This is a genomic window from Paenibacillus sp. P4_E11, from assembly GCF_056401635.1.
In genome coordinates, this window is record NZ_JBFUIX010000033.1 from 17,461 (window position 1) to 32,287 (window position 14,827).

General features: G+C 51.9%; 16 protein-coding genes. 7 read left to right on the plus strand and 9 right to left on the minus strand.

From position 1 onward, the window contains the following. Window positions 1–100: 100 nt before the first annotated feature. Complete coding sequence (locus AC1DWB_RS14630) at window positions 101–613, minus strand: methylated-DNA--[protein]-cysteine S-methyltransferase (protein ID WP_477541853.1); 513 nt, start codon at window positions 611–613, stop codon at window positions 101–103. Between the two features lie 4 nt (window positions 614–617). Next, the gene (locus AC1DWB_RS14635) at window positions 618–1,247 is read right to left on the minus strand and encodes a bifunctional transcriptional activator/DNA repair enzyme AdaA (RefSeq protein WP_477541808.1); all 630 of its coding nucleotides are present in this window, start codon (window positions 1,245–1,247) and stop codon (window positions 618–620) included. A gap of 174 nt (window positions 1,248–1,421) precedes the next feature. On the opposite strand from AC1DWB_RS14635, the gene AC1DWB_RS14640 reads away from it, so the two are divergent. Further along, on the plus strand, window positions 1,422–2,111 hold the full coding sequence (locus tag AC1DWB_RS14640; protein WP_477541809.1) for an SGNH/GDSL hydrolase family protein: 690 nt from the start codon (window positions 1,422–1,424) through the stop codon (window positions 2,109–2,111). Between the two features lie 134 nt (window positions 2,112–2,245). Here AC1DWB_RS14640 and AC1DWB_RS14645 read toward each other — a convergent pair whose 3' ends face one another. The 4 genes from AC1DWB_RS14645 to AC1DWB_RS14660 form a co-directional block, all read right to left on the minus strand. After that, window positions 2,246–3,187: a DMT family transporter gene (locus AC1DWB_RS14645; RefSeq protein WP_477541810.1), complete on the minus strand. Its 942-nt coding sequence runs from the start codon at window positions 3,185–3,187 to the stop codon at window positions 2,246–2,248. A gap of 179 nt (window positions 3,188–3,366) precedes the next feature. Beyond that, entirely contained in the window at window positions 3,367–4,464 is a 1,098-nt protein-coding gene (locus AC1DWB_RS14650; RefSeq protein WP_477541811.1) for a sialidase family protein, read from the minus strand. Between the two features lie 23 nt (window positions 4,465–4,487). Next, a complete protein-coding gene (locus AC1DWB_RS14655) occupies window positions 4,488–5,405 on the minus strand; it encodes a dihydrodipicolinate synthase family protein (protein ID WP_477541812.1) in 918 nt (305 codons plus the stop codon). Further along, entirely contained in the window at window positions 5,402–6,424 is a 1,023-nt protein-coding gene (locus tag AC1DWB_RS14660) for a LacI family DNA-binding transcriptional regulator (protein WP_477541813.1), read from the minus strand. Before AC1DWB_RS14660 ends, AC1DWB_RS14655 begins: the two co-directional genes overlap by 4 nt. Before the next feature lie 245 nt (window positions 6,425–6,669). On the opposite strand from AC1DWB_RS14660, the gene AC1DWB_RS14665 reads away from it, so the two are divergent. Then, window positions 6,670–6,852, plus strand: coding sequence for a hypothetical protein (locus tag AC1DWB_RS14665; protein WP_477541814.1), 183 nt, complete (start codon window positions 6,670–6,672; stop codon window positions 6,850–6,852). Next, window positions 6,842–6,973, plus strand: coding sequence for a hypothetical protein (locus AC1DWB_RS14670; protein ID WP_477541815.1), 132 nt, complete (start codon window positions 6,842–6,844; stop codon window positions 6,971–6,973). The genes AC1DWB_RS14665 and AC1DWB_RS14670 overlap by 11 nt, the downstream gene beginning before the upstream one ends. 282 nt (window positions 6,974–7,255) lie before the next feature. Here AC1DWB_RS14670 and AC1DWB_RS14675 read toward each other — a convergent pair whose 3' ends face one another. Beyond that, window positions 7,256–8,542: a neutral/alkaline non-lysosomal ceramidase N-terminal domain-containing protein gene (locus AC1DWB_RS14675; RefSeq protein WP_477541816.1), complete on the minus strand. Its 1,287-nt coding sequence runs from the start codon at window positions 8,540–8,542 to the stop codon at window positions 7,256–7,258. A gap of 30 nt (window positions 8,543–8,572) precedes the next feature. Further along, complete coding sequence (locus tag AC1DWB_RS14680; RefSeq protein ID WP_477541817.1) at window positions 8,573–8,929, minus strand: cupin domain-containing protein; 357 nt, start codon at window positions 8,927–8,929, stop codon at window positions 8,573–8,575. A 210-nt stretch (window positions 8,930–9,139) separates the two neighbouring features. On the opposite strand from AC1DWB_RS14680, the gene AC1DWB_RS14685 reads away from it, so the two are divergent. The 3 genes from AC1DWB_RS14685 to AC1DWB_RS14695 all read left to right on the plus strand — a co-directional run bounded on the left by AC1DWB_RS14685 (window position 9,140) and on the right by AC1DWB_RS14695 (window position 11,752). Further along, window positions 9,140–9,583, plus strand: coding sequence for a MarR family winged helix-turn-helix transcriptional regulator (locus AC1DWB_RS14685; RefSeq protein WP_477541818.1), 444 nt, complete (start codon window positions 9,140–9,142; stop codon window positions 9,581–9,583). Between the two features lie 32 nt (window positions 9,584–9,615). Continuing rightward, window positions 9,616–10,146 (plus strand): MOSC domain-containing protein, encoded by a 531-nt coding sequence (locus AC1DWB_RS14690; RefSeq protein WP_477541854.1) that lies wholly within the window; start codon window positions 9,616–9,618, stop codon window positions 10,144–10,146. 181 nt (window positions 10,147–10,327) lie between these two features. Further along, the gene (locus AC1DWB_RS14695) at window positions 10,328–11,752 is read left to right on the plus strand and encodes a DHA2 family efflux MFS transporter permease subunit (protein ID WP_477541819.1); all 1,425 of its coding nucleotides are present in this window, start codon (window positions 10,328–10,330) and stop codon (window positions 11,750–11,752) included. Window positions 11,753–11,759: 7 nt separating this feature from the next. Here AC1DWB_RS14695 and AC1DWB_RS14700 read toward each other — a convergent pair whose 3' ends face one another. Continuing rightward, window positions 11,760–13,835: an alpha-galactosidase gene (locus AC1DWB_RS14700; RefSeq protein WP_477541820.1), complete on the minus strand. Its 2,076-nt coding sequence runs from the start codon at window positions 13,833–13,835 to the stop codon at window positions 11,760–11,762. Between the two features lie 110 nt (window positions 13,836–13,945). Between AC1DWB_RS14700 and AC1DWB_RS14705 the strand changes: the two genes are divergently transcribed. Further along, the gene (locus tag AC1DWB_RS14705) at window positions 13,946–14,824 is read left to right on the plus strand and encodes a helix-turn-helix domain-containing protein (protein ID WP_477541821.1); all 879 of its coding nucleotides are present in this window, start codon (window positions 13,946–13,948) and stop codon (window positions 14,822–14,824) included. The last annotated feature ends 3 nt before the right edge of the window (window positions 14,825–14,827 follow it).

Here is a 14,827-nt window from a genome sequence, read left to right on the forward strand (position 1 = left end):
TAGCCTCCTATATGATATTGTTTGTTTTTCATTTTATTAGGAGGAGTATGACTTGTCATTGACTTAAATCATGGGCACGTAATCTTCCAGGATTAGACGATTAGGCTTGCCGCTGGCTCCCCTCATTCTCTAGCTGCAAGAGCTGCGTCTTCATCTCCAGTCCGCCCCTATAGCCGGTAAGTGAGCCATTCTTGCCGATAACCCGATGACACGGTACGGAGATCAGCACCGGATTGGCGCCGATCGCAGCTCCAACGGCGCGTACCGAGGCTGGCTTCTGAATACGATGGGCAATATCCGAATACGATTGGGTGTGTCCATACGGAATCTCGCGGAGCGCATCCCATACTGCAAGCTGGAACGGTGTGCCTTGGAGTTCGTGGGGCACGGTGAAATCCAGGAGGTTCCCTTGGAAATACTCGATCAATTCAGCTGTATAGGGCTGTAGTCGTTCATCATCTTGCACCAGACCATAGTTAGAGAAACGAAAACTCGCCCATTCGGCCAGCTCTTCGTATGGTTTATGGGGCGATCCTACATAACAAAGTCCCTTCGAGGTGGTAGCCACGTAAAGGCTCCACCCTTCATGAACGAATAACGTCCAGTAAATCATCGGCTTAGTGTTTGTTTCCACGATCGTTAACCTCCTTAATAGAATGGGTATGGTTGCTGTTCACTCTTCGGTAGTCGGTAGGCGTATGCCCGGTTATCTTCTTGAACAGTGTAATGAAGTATGGTGTGCTGGGAATACCGACTAGTGTAGCAATCTCTGCAATGGCGTTATCTGTATGGAGTAAGTATTCGATGGCCTTGGTCATTCTCATGTGCTGGATGTATTCGACTGGCGTGACGCCTTTGATCCGCTTGAATGTACGGTGCAGATGGTAGGGGCTGCCGTGGCACATATCGGCTAGCTTATCCAGTGTCAGCGTTTCCCCGTAATTCGTGTCCATGCAACGGGTGATCTGGTCCACCCACTCGGTATCAGGCAAGCGCTCACCGGTCGGTTTGCACCGTTTGCACGGACGGAACTGAGCGGATTGCGCTTGTTTGGCATTTTCGAAGATTCGCACATTTTCCCGATTCGGCGGTCTGGACTTGCAAGACGGTCTGCAGAATATACCGGTCGTTTTCACTGCGTATATAAATTGGTCATCGTAAGACGCATCATTGAGCAGAACAGCCTGCCATTTCTCGTCGGTCATACGATTCACATCCGTATCATTGGCACTTGCATCGGTGTTCATGGATTCACCACCTCCATCTCTAGTATACCCTCAAGAAGGGGCCTCTGTACGCAATTGTGAATGTAAGAGCAAGATAACGAAACTAACAAGAATAGCATTTCGTGCTCGTAACTATTAACAAACGTGGAAGAGGTATGCTACGATAAGGGTAATAATGGAAAGGACGTGCTAGTGATGGGATTTGTCCGATTGGATCAAAAGATGGCGGCACAAGAACGTGTAGTGGTAGTCGCATACGGCGATAGTTGGACCTATGGCAGTTGTGCGGACGGTTGGTTGGAGGCCCGAGAGGCTGGATATGACCGAGCACTTATCCATGGCTCGTGGGTTTCGCAGCTTAGTCGATTGTGCAAGGCACACAACAGTCAGTCTGAAGTTCATAATGCCGGCCAGGGCGGTTGGACAGGTACGCAGGGAGTAGCGGGGTTCGAAACACTAGTCGGTTCGTTACGGCCAGACGTAGTGCTGCTTAATTTCGGGATTAACGACTGGCGGCACCAGGCTCCGATTACCGACTATCGGCGATCAATTGAGGAATTGACGGACCGCATACGGCTTATCGGCAGCGACTGTCTCTTGTGGACAAGCGGTCCGGTCTCTTCCTTGAGGGGAGAAGATTTCGGTTGGGGCACGCCGGTTGATGACCGGCATTTCCCCCACGGCTTCGAGGCGTATAATGAAACGTTGCGCGATATTGCCTCAGAGCGCGGTCTTCTGATGGCCGACGCCGAACGAGCTATTATGGCAGACCCTGGCTTTGTCAGAGAAGGAGGCACCTGGTTTCTGGATGCCTACCATCTGTTCCAGCAAGGACATGATCGGATATTCCAGTGCATTCGAGATCAGCTGCGTCTGGACGCGTGATAAGATCGAACGGGACATATCTTGATTTGGCAGACGCCCCTGAGCGGTAATAGGGGTTGTCTGCTTTTTTTCTTATCTGATACGTCTGCCTACAATCTGCACATGGAAAAAATCAAGCAACTAACGGGATTCCGCTAGTTGCTTGATGTGTCTGTGTTTTTATTCAATGGTATTAAGACGGGCTTGACCGCCTTCGTTCCCCGCAGCTGAATACGGCTGTTGGAGAGGGCGACACCGAGCAAGATCAATACGCCGCCAACGATTTGCGTACCGTGAATGGGATCGCCCAGAATAAAGTAAGAGGCGATGATGGCGATGAACGGCGGAATGTTCATGAACATCGCACTGGAAGAAGCTCCGACGACTGACACCCCTTGATTCCACCAGAATCCGGCAAGTCCTTGACCGATGATGGCCACAAGGGCAATGATGATCCAAGGGTACACATCCGTACTCAAGTGCATGCGTCCTTGTACGGATTCCATAATGGCAGCTGGAGTCATGAGCACCGTACCGATCACGGTAGACAAGATGGTAATGTCATAGGAGGACAGACTGTTCGTCAGTCTTCGGACTAATAGCAAGCTGACGGATAAGGCCAATGTCCCAAGTAAGATATACACGTCGCCGTGTGAGATGGACAACGATTTGCCACCGAAGATCACGATCAGCACGACGCCCATGAAGGCGATCACCGTTCCGGTCAATTTAACAATTGTGATCATCTCACCAAGAAAAACCCGAGCCAATATCGTCGTGAGCACGGGAGTTAAGGCAACAATCAAGGCCGCGTTGCCGGCTGTAGAATCCTGCAATCCGATAAAATAAAAATATTGATTCAGCAAGGTGCCGAAAAATCCGACCAAGAGGAGAAGCATCCATTGGGGTTTCGTCGGCCACTTCATCTTACCGGCAATGACGCCAACACTGATCAGGAACAGAGAGGTCAGAATCAGCCTGGAGTAGGACAGGAATATGGGCGAGAACTCTCGCAGCAAGTAGGAGCTGGCCACATAATTAATACCCCAGAGTAAAGATACCCCGAGCAGACGGAGATAGATGATTCGATCTTTCACAATAGGTGTTCCTCCACGAACCGCAATACATGCTGAACAAAGTATATAGCTGCTCCAGTTCTATCGTCAACGCGGTGATGACGGTATAAAACGAATATAAAGGCCGCGATTGCCACGAAAGGATGGGATTATACACGGATGACTGTTCGAGAGGCGGTTGTTCGCCCGGTTATGGGCTTTTAAGGTTTCCAGATGGTCGCAGCTATATAACAAGAACCCCCATAGTGATCATTATAATAATAGACGGTGATTAAAGTTCCATCTGATCGTTGTATGGTGCGGGAATAGCCGATGTCGTGGCTGCTGGAGTCAGAGCGTAATACGATCTCTTCTCCCCAAGTTATCCCGTTGTCCGTGCTGAGCTTAGCCCTAATTCCGAACGGAGCATTCCTATACCCATAGGTTATGCACAAATCGCCATTATTTAGTCGGGTCAGGGTCGGCGGATTCCCTCCTTTCCCCGTGTCAGCAACCGGACGATTCATATAGTTCCATGTCGCTCCATGATCGGTCGATCCGTACAGGTCGATCCAGCAGGGACTCTGATTGTCCACCTCTCTTCGATCACGGGTGGCGACTAGGAGATGTGTATCGGAGAGACGAACGCTGGCCGGCATAATATTGTACCCGTTATCCAGTTCGGGTCCGATCCARGAAACGAATTCGAAGGTTTTCCCGCCATCCCTCGTTCGAGCGCCGAATACACGACTTCCTGTCTCCGTTTCCTCTCCTGTTGCGGTCAGAAAAAACAAACACTCCTCGGGGCCCGACACCAAATAATCCGTACGAGCAGCTATACCAGGCAGCCCAAGATTGGGGAGGTTATAGGGCCCCAGCCAAGATCGACAGCGATCGATTGACGTATAAAACCAAGAGGTTGCTCCAGCGTCCAAATGCGTTCTGGCACACATAAGCGCAAAGTCAGGATGCGTGAAATCCATATCTTCCTGGAGGGGAGAGGGGGCATCTGAACCGTCCATAGCCTGAGATGCCCACAGATGTGGCTCCATATGCTCATCAGCGGATAGCCCCCGATTGCCAGGTGTATGGCCGGGGAATGGTTCCGTCTGCCAACTTACTCCTCCGTCCAAACTACGAGCCTGCATCGTAACGAATGGCTTGGTCTTGTCTCGCGCATGGAAGCCGCCGTCTGGCTGATGATGACCGGATATAAAGCCTACAACAATCTCATCTCCCCAAGCCCAAATCCCATAGTTCGCCGGCCATCCCGCATAACGTCCGGGTTCTTTGTAAATCACCACGTGTTCCGTCTTCATAGCACCCTTCCTTTCCGAGTTGTCTACTGCGTATAGGTTTGAGCGAACGACTGCGAGGTCATGCGGAATTGCTCAACTTCCAAGCGTTGGGAAGGAGATAGGACTACTCCCTTTCTCGCACGAGAGTTTACTAAGATGGGCAGTCCTTCTAGCTGCAAATAATACTTAGCATTAAGAGAGTAAGCCTGAAGCTCCATGAGGGAGGAGAACCCGAGGAACGATTGCATTCCTTCTGCACGCTCAAGCTCGCTGTTCCAATTCCGAGTAAGCCAAACATATAATTCGGGATGGAAGTTGGCCATCACCCCGCTGAATCCGGCATACCCCAGTTTGAGACTATGTAACAGTGTCGCGGAGTTGGCGTTGAACAGCTGCAGACCGCTCCCTTCGCAGAGCTGCGCTCTTTCCTGCAGGATTCCCGGATCACAACAAGTATCTTTGAGAAATATTAATCGTCCTGAAGCTGCACACCACTCGATCAGTTTTGGGGACAGGAGTCTTTTATAAGGATAAGGGCACTCATACAACCCGAACGAGATGTGCGGAAAGGCATCGAGAATCGTACTGGCATTACGTTGCCAAACGTCGTCGGATTCCGTCTCCTGGGCCAATCGATTGCTCACAAGCACAAAGGCTTCAATGCCGGTATCGGAGAGAAGTCGGATTTCATTAAGCTGTTGCTCGATCGAATCCGAGACATGCCCGGAGGCAATGACGGGTACTCGTCCATCTACTTTCTTCACGATATGTGCAGCCAACGCTACCCGTTCTTCCAAATCCAAGTAGAACATTTCACTAGACTGGCAAACGGCGAATAACCCGTCCACTCCTTTGGAGATGTACCAATCTACTAAGGCATCCAATGCGGTGTAATCAATCTGTAACGTAGGGGTGAACGGGGTAATCATAGTCGGCCAAACTCCATTTGCAATCCGCTTCATATGCTTCTCTCCTCTGGACTTGAATTTCTATAAACGATGTGAGTTTGAAACATCTCGGTAAGAGGTGCTTCGCTTCGGTGATGAATGAGTCGGGATAACATTTCAATCGAGGCAGCAGCCATTCGTTCTACCGGAAGATGGACGGTTGTGAGCGAAGGCATGGTGAAGGGTGCACTTTCGCAATCATCGTAGCCGACAACTTGAACTTGCTCCGGAACCTTGATGTGGTGCGCTTGGAGCGCAGCGAGTACCCCAGTCGCCATTTGATCGCTTAATACGAACACACCTTCCGGCAACACCGGGTTGGCTGCCAGACGGGAGGCGGCTTCGAATCCGCCCTGTTCGGAGAACGAGTTCGTCAGGATGTTCTCCTCGGCCACCCTCACACCCAATCGTTCCATCGTTTGCAGGAATCCGGCTTGTCTTAACGAGATCGCTTGTGACGACACATCAGGTGTAATCATCCCCACTTGCGTGAACCCCTTTCTATGAAACAAAGAGGCCACTTCGCTGCCTGAACGATAATGATCAACCAGGACGGAGCTGTATCCGTTCAACGTTCTTTGGTAAAGAACGACAGGGACACTCGGTTCAACTCGACTTAAGTAAGCCAAATCGCGTGCAGAAGCATTAGCAACAATGGCGCCGTTGAATCGTGTGCCGCCCAGTAGACTGTGTTGTTCTTCCAGGGATGACGATGTATACGGCTGGATGAGCAGTTCAATATCTCCGTTGCGAGTCGATTCAACGCTCTGAATACCCTTGAGAAACCGTCCCATCAGGGAAGCGCGCGTATCCCATGTCCAGAATAGCGCAATAACCGGGGCCGACTTGTCATCAGTCCGACGTAATCTTCTCGCCGATATGTTGGGGCGGTAATTCAAGGCCCGTGCGGCTTCCCATACTCGTTCCTGGGTAGTAGACGAGATTCGCAGCACGTCTCCTTTCCCATTAAGGACAGCCGACACGGTTCCATTGGACACGTTGGCTAGCTGAGCAATTTCACGAATTCCTCCCATTGAGTTTCTCTCCTAACGGTTTGAAATGATTGTTGCTATAACGTTATAGCAACGCTGTCAATACAAATCATATTGCATCAGGTTCTCGTTTGTCAATATTTCGCAAATAACGCTTTATCGAACTATGAACTCCGCCTATATAAAAATTTGACATTCGAGTGCAAGGACTTCAGGAGCGGCGGATGTGAGGTTGGACGGGAGCATGATCGACAAGTGCCGGAGCGTCTGAAAATGTATGCGCCTTCATGCGTATGGTAGAGCCGATGTCGGTACAGCCGCATTCACCTTCAGGAACGCACGCTACGTCGAACGGAACACTTGCCTTCGCGAGGGAGCTGGATCAGGACGGCGCAGTTCGTCTCGACGTCGAGGCGCCGGAAGGGAATTACGGTCAACCGAACTTGAGGAGGATGCTGAATGAAGGGTAACAACCGAGTTAACATCATTAACTTTATTCGCGGGGTGGAACCGCGGCTCGAGATCGATCTGCTTGATCCGGTGAAGGAGCAGATTCATCTGATACAGCACCACGGAACATGGAAGACGTAACACCTTAATAGAAAGAAGAACAAGAGAGGGCAGGTAGAGGGAGTGGAGAAGCGTCAGGTCGCCTGTACTTGGATGCTCACTACTAAACAATAGATTAAAGCATTCAAGTACAACAGCGATCGCAACCCCTCTACCTACCCGTCCCCACGCGCAAACTGAACTCAACGACCAAGGACCTGGCCGATGGCCGGGTTTTTCCTATTCCGATGCTAGAACAACAACTTCTTCATCATCATGCTTATCGTGTGATCGATTCCCATTACTTTCTCATCCCATGTTTGCTTATGTCGAGGATTCTATGCTAGCTATCGCTGCAAGGAACGATTCCTTCATCGTAGCATCAATGCCTGGCTTGAACGGCCCCTTCAACCCATACTCAATCGTAGAGCCCGACGCTTCATACCCGCCCTCAGCATTCAGCTTGTCGCTTGGCAAGTAGGCACAGGCATCGGTATACCCGATGAAGAGCAGCTGCTTACCGGGAAACAGCGGTTCCAGTGTCAGCTTCACTTCATAGCACGGCTCTCCCCCCATAAACGCGACATATAGGCCTTCGCTGATGCGGGCGATACCACCTGGAACCAATAGCACATCCGGTGTTTCGTCATAGTGGTCATAAACGCGTTTGGATATCGTTCGGATAGCAGGGTGCTCCTCAGGGTCAGACGCCTTCTGCTCGAATAAAGCCTTAGGGAAAGGATCCAGCTGAAGCGGGATCTGGAATTGCTGCGCTGCCAAGTCGAGCTCGATGCTCGTGAACGAAGGGCGGGTTGCAATCGCGGTTTTGATCCGCGAGGTTATGGCACCCGCCATCTCATTCACTTCCGCGTACGTCAGTGTGACGAACTGATCGCCCTGAGCCGTGAGCCTTGGTCGCGCATTCGCGCCAGCCCCCTGGAAGAATAGAGCTGTTGAGCCAAAATATTCGCACTCCAATAGCTGGCATATGCGTCCGGGGAAATCACCCGAGAGATACAACGTATCTCTTACCGTCACAGGATGGCAAGCGTAGTTTACGAAGATACCCTTGATTGCACCAGCCGTATCGCAAATCTGCAGCAAGTGCAAGGTGTTGTCCTTGGCTCCGGCGGGATTAGGCGCGAGTTCAATCGTTCCATTCACGGGCTTCCGCCGATTGATGTTCCAGTCTCCTTCGACGCTGCCGTACAAGATCGTGCCTTCGAACTGGTTCACCATTGCCCGGTCGATGCAGCATTCAATACGCGACCGCAGGAACTGCTCGTACGGCTCCGACAATTGGTTAGGATCTCCATAACCGCTTACAGCCGGTCCCCCGTGGGTATGCGTGTAGGATAGGAATATACCCTGGAGGGATATGCCGTATTTGTCGTGGGCATACTGCTTCACTTGTTCCGTAAGCTCGAAGTCGTGGAAGAGCAAGTCCAGCGTGACGAAGAGCAATTGGGATCTCCCGTCGTCTAGCAACAAGGCCCGTACATACAGATCGTCGTGAATTCCGAGAAATTGTTTGCCGTAAAACGAACCATAGCCACCCATCGCGGTTGGGAATGATGGCGTGATCAGTTCTTTGGCGATACCGAACTTCATGCGGGATTCCTCCTTCGCGGTCGAATCGGATTAAGCGTGGCGGGGCTCCAGCTTGCCAGGACGATCCGGCCAGTTCGCTACGCAAATATATTCGAAGGCTTCTTGTGATATGCAGGTCGCTTGATGATGCGTATTGCGTGGGATGAACACGACGTCACCCGCCTCGATTTCGTGAACCTGATCCCCCAGCTCCAGGCGGGCGCGCCCGCCAGTAACAATATACAATTCCTCTTCATCATCATGGTACCCAACCGGTGTTGAGTCGTTCAAGTGAATCCGGACGTAGTTGCTTGACAAGGTTTCCGCTTCCTCCTCCAGTAAGAATGTCGTACCTCCGCTTGAGTAGCCTTCGCATTGCGAGATTTTTTTGACGAATGGTGTGATCATTAGGGTGTCCTCCAATAGAGTAGTTGTGGCTTACACGGAAAATTGTACTACTCCATCAGAGATCAAAATATAGCGGTTTCGGACGTCTTTTGCGAAGAAATGTCAGGAATCAGCATTCGCGCGGGATGCATCCTTGAAGCCGCAGGCGCGGTGCGAGCTGTCACAGAACGGCTGCGTCCGGGATTGCCCGCATAGGCAAAGGGGCAGTTCATGGAAGAGGTGACGGAGCAAGAATTGGCAGTATGGAGATTGTTCATCAAAGCGCATGCGCATATTATCGAGCGGATTGAGCAGGATTTGGCGAATCAGAAGCGTGTTCCGCTCACAACGTATGATGTATTGATTGCTTTGTTCGAAGCGCCTGACAAGAAGCTCAGAATCGGGGAATTGTTGAATAAAGTGGTACTCAGCAAGAGTGGGGTGACGCGGTTAGTCGATCGGCTGGAGCGTGAGGGACTGATTCGCAGGGAGAAGAGCGATGTGGACAAACGTGGTGCATATGCGGCCTTAACCGAAGCAGGCGAGTCGGAATTGCGAAGGGCGTGGCCTGTGTACGCGAGAGGCATCAAGCAATACTTTGTCTCGCCCTTGAATGAGAAAAGCTTGCAGTCCTTGGGCAAGGCACTGGAAACATTGAAGAATGACAAGTCTTGAGAAGGAATCGAAGGAGAGATGAGATTGTGAATATGACAGCGGTTGTTGAAAGCGTAATGATTGCGGACGACCCGACGACATTCGTAACCCGTCAAGTGACCAGCATTCAGATCGAGCTCGGAGGGATTCCAGGAGACCGCCACTATGGGCTGCTGCGTCCGGCTGATTCACGGCAGAAGCTGTACCCGCGGGGCACGATGATCGCGAATCGGCGTCAACTGAGTATCGTATCCCGGGAGGAGCTCGCGCAAATCACGTACAACATGAAGCTTCCGGATATTCACCCGGAATGGCTGGGAGCGAATCTTGTCCTAAGCGGATATGGAGAACTGACGCAGCTTGAGGTTGGAGCACGCCTTCTTTTTCCGGATGGGACTGGGCTGATCTGTGAAGGGGAGAACTTACCCTGTCTCGGCCCCGGTAAGGTCATCGAACATATGTATGAGGAGCCTGGACTTCATCTCAAGTTCGTGCCGGCAGCCCGACGATTAAGAGGAATTGTTTGTTCTGTGGAAAGGGAAGGCAACATTGATACAAACGAACGGGTGAGTATCGTGAGATAGAAAGGTCGTCATGTCGGAAGGAGTAGCGGCATGATGGGCTTTTTTTTGTTTAATTATATTGACAATATAGGGTAGGGGGGTATACTATAATTCTGTATTCAAAATATGGAAATCAACACGAGGGCTTCTTCCTCAGACGGCCGTCGGGAGTGGCAGGTGTTGATGATGGAGGTCAGAACTTATGAATAGTCAAGGGAACTCGGCAGCTCTTCCTGATCCGCGTCGGTGGAAAGCTCTATTATTGCTATGCTTGGCCAACTTTATGGTCATTATGGATACCTCAATTATCGGGGTGGCTTTACCGGCGGTTAAGGATGCACTGGGCTACTCCCAGACGTCGTTGCAATGGGTATTCAATGCTTACGTGATTGCATTCGGAGGTTTCCTGCTGTTAGGCGGGCGATTATCCGATCTGTTCGGTCAACGCCGCTTGTTTGTGATCGGTTTCGTAGTTTTGTCGGCCAGCTCTCTACTCGCGGGATTGGCTTGGTCGGATGACTCGTTGAATGTAGGGAGGGCGTTACAAGGTTTCGGCTCGGCACTGATTGCTCCGGCTGCGCTGACCATCGTCATGATGCTATTCGGTCGCAATCCGAAGGAGCTTGGCCGGGCGCTCGGCTATTGGGGGGCATCGGCTGCTGCTGGAGGTACGGCGGGAGTATTCTTAGGTGGAGTGATTACGGAATGGCTCAGCTGGCGGTGGACGTTCCTAATTAACGTACCGATCGGAGTGATCGTGTTGATCGCCGCACCCGTCCTCTTATCAGCGGGCGTTCGACAGAAGGGTAGTGTGGACATCTGGGGGGCGCTTACTTCGACATTAGCGTTAGTCGTGTCGGTCTATGCCATTGTTACAGCGGAGCACAACGGGTGGAACTCGGCTCAGACGATCGGACTGTTATGTGCGGCCGCTATCCTGCTTCTCCTGTTCCTGATCATCCAGAAAGTGCGAAAGGAACCGCTTGTTCCTCTTCGGACGTTCTCCATCCCGAACTTGTCCATCGGTAACCTTTCGTTGATTTTGTTAGCTGGAGCCTGGATTCCTCTATGGTACTTTCTGAATTTGTACTTGCAGCAGATTCTGAACTATTCGGCCTTCTCCGGGGGATTGGCGCTCGTCCCGATGACGGTATTGATCATGATCTTGATGGTCGGCGTAACAGGGCGATTGGTGGGGAAATTCGGCTTCAAAGTGAACTTGGTGCTGGGGATGGCTATTTTGGCTGGAGCTCTGTTTCTATTCGCGAGTAATACGCCTGTCGGCGGGAGCTTCCTGAGCAATGTTCTTCCTGCTTCCTTATTAGGCGCATTGGGCATGTCTTTGGCTTATATCCCGGCTACAATTGCAGCGATGTCCGGTGCCAAGCCAGAAGAAACCGGGCTGGCCTCCGGGCTCGCGAGCACAAGCTACCAGATCGGTTCCGCACTCGGTCTTGCGATTATGGTAGCGATTGCCTCTGCAGCAACTGACTTGGGCCAAGGGACCACGCTCACGCAAGAGGCGCTGAACAGAGGATTTCACGCCGCGTTCGGCTGGGCTGCTCTAATTGCTCTATTCGGTGCCTTGCTGGCGCTACTGTTCGTCCGGACTCCCAGACAGCCGTAGAATGATCCTATTCGCGATACCGGAACACAGCGAACGAAAACGGTTGGCTGAATCGGAATGTGTATTGACCTGTGGAATCGGGCTGCAGTCGCTCGGTATAGACAGGATGAAGGCCATCCCCGGACCACGTTCCGGCTTCCCATCGCAGCATACAGTCCACGTCCAAAAACTGTTGCGCCGATTCCCACAGGGAGAATGCATAAGTATCCTGTGCGCTGTTCTCACGGTAAATGACGAGCCATCCATCTCTTCCTGAGGCCGCGAGCGATTGGAAGCCGGTCCATCCGAAGCCCGACGGCTCGGTGCCAATAGGGAGGACAGTCCCGCCCAATATGTTGGCCTGCACGTAGCGGTAAGCGGGGAGCATCTTGGCGAGCAGCTCCTTGTTGTGTTCCCCGAGGCCCGACAGCTCCATCCAGGCAAGTGGAGTGGAAGCCATGGTTACGCCGAAGGAGTAGGCAAAGCCACATCGAACGGGGGCGAGGGGATCGTCTCCGTATCGTTCGACATTGCGGTCGACATTGAGGAACTCCATCTGCAGCTTACGGACCGGGACGTATCGGCTTAACATCCATAAGTTCCTGAGCGTGTAGTGCGGGTAGTAGCTCAAAAAGTCGGTATAGCGATTTTCCAGAAATAAGCTTCCGTATTGATTACGGCCATAGTAACCTAACCGGATCTGTGCCGTAGTGTCGAGGTTGAAGCAGACGGCTGCGCCACTCTGGCGAATCACTTCCCTCATCATCCGCAATACATTCACCTCACCTGCTTTGGACCGTATGTGAATAGCATCCAACTTGAAGTGACGAATGCCATGCTCGTTATAATAGTGCAGCACGGTTGCGGCGTCTTTCTCCCAATTGGCGAAGTGTTCGGAGGAATCAGGGGAGAACCACAAGCCTAGCTTAACCCCGAGCTGACGGGCTCGGCTGACAATGGGCTCCAGTCCGTTCGGGAAACGATCGCGATGGACTTGCCAGAAGTCATCTTGATGCTCGTAATAACCGCTCCATACCCCCCCAGGAACGATAGAACCTACCGTGGCTCCTTGCTGCCAGCCATCATCAATCTGCACAATACTCACACCCATCTGGGCGGCCGTCTCAAGCTCCTGCAGTAAGAAAGCTTCGCTGACCCGCGCGTCCCGGGACCGATCCCCCCACGTATTGCTCATAACGAAGCAGTCCCTGTCGGGGGGGAATGAGCGGATGGAAGCATGATAGTCATGGAGCACCTTCAGTAGACCGACCTCACCGTTAGTGCCTACCCCGACAACCGATCCGTAGGCAGGCAAATAGTGATCCGTCTGTAGATCGGCTTCCTCCAGTCCGCTGCCTGTCATGAACACATGCTGGCCTCGAAAGTGGTAATCGTGCCCGGGATAATGGAGCTGGGCGATCGGGGTAGGAGATTCCTTCAGGAAGAAGAGCCCGTGGTCATGAAATGGATTGCGTACAAACAAGGCACCTGCGGACAGATCCCTCTTCTCGTTGATGTAGAATAAGCCGCTGTCTTCGCTGACCAGGTTGTTGTTGTGGTCTGTCACATCGCGAAGTGTAACGGAGGACCAGCGATTGTGCCGCTCTCGGAAAGGCAGCGAGTCTACATAGTGGCTTGGCGAATGGGAGGCATCCTTGTTGTTGTTATCCAATAGCAACTCAGGTACGGTGTAAGTTGCCGTATCTAGTGCAGTCTCCTCAGAGCCGCCGCGGTTGGCGAGCTTGACCAGAATCTCATGCTGCATGAAAGCTTGATCGGGGTATATGCGAGTCGTGAGCAGCACATCGTAGCGATCATACATCAATTGAAGATCAAGCTTAAGATGGATGTTGGCTATAGCAAGATCGTTGTCCGAGCTTGACTCCAGCCGATAGCCGATCAGCTTGCAATCAGTGAGGAAGGGGAACCGGAACATCGGCACAGGTTGCGATGGATTCAACCATTGTTCTCCTGTGGATTTGTCAAGCAGAGAGAGGGAGGCCGGGATGTGTCGCGTAAGGTCCCATACGCGCTCAATCCGGGCATTACCAATAGTCAGCTGGTTATCCTTGCAATGGAAATAACAGTCCTGGAACGAATTCATAAGAGGCCTCCATATCATATAGTAGTAATGCATTGTTGTATGATATGCTCATAGTAGACCTGTAACGACGAACCATCAAGTGTAATAAATTGCGAAGGTGGTAATATATTGTGCTGCAATCCATGAGCTTTCGGTACGCAAGGGACCTTGATCGCAGCCTCTACCGTATTCTTACGATCGGTCGCCAAACGATCACAGATGCAACCTACGAATGGGAGGGGCGAACGCGGGAGGGCGGGGGTGTTATTTTCCAATATACGGTCGCGGGGGAGGGGAAGCTGCGGTTCGGTGAGGAGGAGGTTGCCTTGAAGGTTGGTCATGCCTTCCTCGTTGAGGCGCGCAGCGATTACCGCTATTGGTTCGATCCGGAGGCTGGAGCGTGTTGGGAGTTTCTGTGGATACGAATAACAGGCCCGGGGGCCGAAGAGTTCGTTCAGAACATTCATGGCATGTCGGGACCGGTTCTGGTTTTACAACCCGAGGGTAAGTCGGTCAGGCTGCTGTACAAGCTGCATGAGAATTTGATTCAAGAGCGGCTGGCCGATGATAAGTACATCATCTCGATGCATGTCTATGAGTGGATGCTTGAGTTGTTGAGAGGGGCGGAGACGGGGGGAGAGGATGGGCGTTCAGACGTCCCTCCGGCTTTCGAGCGGGCTGCGAGCTATATGAACGACCACTTCAATCAGCCGATCAGTTTGGAGCAGGTAGCAGCCTATGCCAGATTGTCGAAGCATCATCTGAGCCGACTATTCCCTCGGTATTACGGCTTCTCTCCCATTCATTATCTCCGGCGCAAGAGGGTGAGAGAAGCGCTGCGACTACTTCGTGATACCGACCTGTCTGCGACCGAGATCGCGAGTAGTGTCGGGTTCGACACACTCGGCTATTTTGGCAAAGTATTCCGCGAAATAGTAGGCATGTCGCCAACCGATTACCGCAATCAACAATCAGACTTGAGTGCGGATCGGATTAAATTACTGGATTAAGTT

Coding starts and splice junctions, on each gene's coding strand:
- AC1DWB_RS14685 (WP_477541818.1), top strand. CDS start 9,140: ATGGAAGAGGTGACGGAGCAAGAATTGGCAGTATGGAGATTGTTCATC.
- AC1DWB_RS14700 (WP_477541820.1), bottom strand. CDS start 13,835: ATGAATTCGTTCCAGGACTGTTATTTCCATTGCAAGGATAACCAGCTG.
- AC1DWB_RS14665 (WP_477541814.1), top strand. CDS start 6,670: ATGCGTATGGTAGAGCCGATGTCGGTACAGCCGCATTCACCTTCAGGA.
- AC1DWB_RS14695 (WP_477541819.1), top strand. CDS start 10,328: ATGAATAGTCAAGGGAACTCGGCAGCTCTTCCTGATCCGCGTCGGTGG.
- AC1DWB_RS14630 (WP_477541853.1), bottom strand. CDS start 613: ATGATTTACTGGACGTTATTCGTTCATGAAGGGTGGAGCCTTTACGTG.
- AC1DWB_RS14690 (WP_477541854.1), top strand. CDS start 9,616: ATGACAGCGGTTGTTGAAAGCGTAATGATTGCGGACGACCCGACGACA.
- AC1DWB_RS14675 (WP_477541816.1), bottom strand. CDS start 8,542: ATGAAGTTCGGTATCGCCAAAGAACTGATCACGCCATCATTCCCAACC.
- AC1DWB_RS14670 (WP_477541815.1), top strand. CDS start 6,842: ATGAAGGGTAACAACCGAGTTAACATCATTAACTTTATTCGCGGGGTG.
- AC1DWB_RS14660 (WP_477541813.1), bottom strand. CDS start 6,424: ATGGGAGGAATTCGTGAAATTGCTCAGCTAGCCAACGTGTCCAATGGA.
- AC1DWB_RS14655 (WP_477541812.1), bottom strand. CDS start 5,405: ATGAAGCGGATTGCAAATGGAGTTTGGCCGACTATGATTACCCCGTTC.
- AC1DWB_RS14635 (WP_477541808.1), bottom strand. CDS start 1,247: ATGAACACCGATGCAAGTGCCAATGATACGGATGTGAATCGTATGACC.
- AC1DWB_RS14680 (WP_477541817.1), bottom strand. CDS start 8,929: ATGATCACACCATTCGTCAAAAAAATCTCGCAATGCGAAGGCTACTCA.
- AC1DWB_RS14640 (WP_477541809.1), top strand. CDS start 1,422: ATGGGATTTGTCCGATTGGATCAAAAGATGGCGGCACAAGAACGTGTA.